The sequence below is a fragment of the Mesorhizobium sp. M7A.F.Ca.MR.362.00.0.0 genome (assembly GCF_004023175.1).
Taxonomy (GTDB): domain Bacteria; phylum Pseudomonadota; class Alphaproteobacteria; order Rhizobiales; family Rhizobiaceae; genus Mesorhizobium.
Map to the genome: position 1 here is coordinate 3,982 of NZ_RZTF01000394.1, position 1,807 is coordinate 5,788.

General features: G+C 63.0%; 2 protein-coding genes and 1 pseudogene (1 of these 3 cut by a window edge). 1 reads left to right on the plus strand and 2 read right to left on the minus strand.

The genetic code is table 11. From position 1 onward, the window contains the following. Window positions 1-474, minus strand: a pseudogene (locus EOC06_RS31070) (ABC transporter permease) (it extends 395 nt beyond the left edge of the window). Window positions 475-487: 13 nt separating this feature from the next. Then, a complete protein-coding gene (locus EOC06_RS31075) occupies window positions 488-1,567 on the minus strand; it encodes a spermidine/putrescine ABC transporter substrate-binding protein (RefSeq protein ID WP_128309584.1) in 1,080 nt (359 codons plus the stop codon). 91 nt (window positions 1,568-1,658) lie between these two features. Between EOC06_RS31075 and EOC06_RS31080 the strand changes: the two genes are divergently transcribed. Further along, on the plus strand, window positions 1,659-1,807 hold a 149-nt coding region (locus EOC06_RS31080; RefSeq protein ID WP_164898826.1), incomplete at its 3' end, for a TetR family transcriptional regulator.

The window sequence follows — 1,807 nt, forward strand, 5'->3', positions numbered from 1 at the left end:
ACGCGTGTTGGCGAGCTGCAGCGGCTCGGCAAACAGGCCGGAGCCGGTCAGCGCCCGGTTGACGACGCCGTTCTGCGCCAGCACCAGCAGCCAGGAATAGGAGCGCACGACATAGGAGGTCCAGAACGGCAGCACGGCCAGCATCAGCGCCAGCCGCTGCCAGCGCTCCGGCACCTGTTCGGCGAGGATCCAGGCAAAGGGATAGGCGAGCAGCACCGAAATCACGGTGACGATTGCGGTCACCTGCAGCGAGTTCACCATCGCCTGCCAGTAGGACGGGTTGGTGAAGAACTGGCTGTAGTTGGACGCCGTGAAGCCGCCGCCCTCATGCGCCGTCAGGCTGGAAAACCCCATGGCGATGAAGGGCAGCACGAAGAACAGCAGCGTCCAGCCGAGCGCCGGCGTGACCAGCGCCCAGGGCAGAGCAGAGCCCGCCCGGGGCAGGGCACGTCCGTTGTTTGCCGAGCTGCTCATGAGCGCTATCGGCTCATTTCGCCTGCAGCATTTCGGTCCACATGTCCTGCATCTTCTTGTCGAGATCGGCGTTCGGCGCCGGATAGGCCTGGGCGCGGGCGAGGAAGCCCGGCTGTTCGTCGAAGCGCAACACCTTCTTCTGGTCGTCGGTGAGTGCTGCCTTGGTGTTGGCCGGCATGCCCCAGTAGCAGGACGAGGTGGCAAGGCGCGCCTGGCCTTCCGGGCTCATAATGTACTGGATGAACTTCAGCGCCATGTCCTTGTTCTTGGAATCCTTGAACATGGCCAGCGACTGCGACCAGAGAATCGCACCCTCCTTGGGGACCGAGAAGTCCAGCGCCGGGTTTTCCTTGGCCAGGCCCGCCGTCACCCATTCGCCGCCGCCGACCAATATGTCGACCTCGCCGGTCGCCAGCGCCGTCTGGCTGGCGGTCACTTCGCCGACCAGCTTGGCATTGGCCTTCATCTTCAAGAGCTCGTCCTTGAGGGCGGGCAGGTCGGCTTCGGTGAGATCGGCCGTCTTCTTGCCGATCGCCAGTGCGGCCATGCCGATGACCGGCAGGTAGTAGTCGTAAATGGCGACCTTACCCTTGTACTTGTCGCCGGTGAGTGCCGCCATCGACTGCATGTCGGCCGGGTCGACCTTGGTCTTGTTGTAGCCGATCGTGTTGTAACCGAACTTTTCGGTGATGCCGTAGCGCTTGCCGCCGACCACGGTGGAGCCGTCCATCTTCACCTGCGGGAACAGGTCGGCCAGCGGCAGTTTGTCTTCCGGCAACTGCTCGAACAGGCCCTTCTCAACGCCGCGCGGCACGTCGATGCTGTCGATCACCATCACATCCCAGTCGCCGGGCTGCGACTGCTCGACGATGGCGAGGCCGGCGCCGGTGCCCTCGAATTCCTTGACGTTGACCTTGACGCCATTGGCCTCCTCGAAAGGCTGCAGCAAGGCCGGATCGGCATGATCGCACCAGATCAGCGCGTTGAGATCGGCGGCCTGCGCGCTCGTCGAAAGCAGCAGCGCCGCGGCTGCGGCAGCTGTGCGCAAACGGGTCTTCAGGATGGAAAGCGGATTGCTGGCTGTGTGTGACATCGAGTGTTCTCCCTTGCCTTTGTGGCTTCTTGCAAAAAATTGAACCAATTCTAAAATTGAGTCAATTCTGTTTTGTGGCAAGAGGCTGGGAATGAGCGGATTGCGGGCTAGGCAAAAGGCGGACCGGCACCGGCGTATCATCGAGGCGGCGGCCGAACTGTTTCGCGAGGCCGGCTACGAAGGCGCCAAGATCGAGGCGATCGCCGCGCAGGCCGAGGTCTCTGTCGGGACGATCTACAA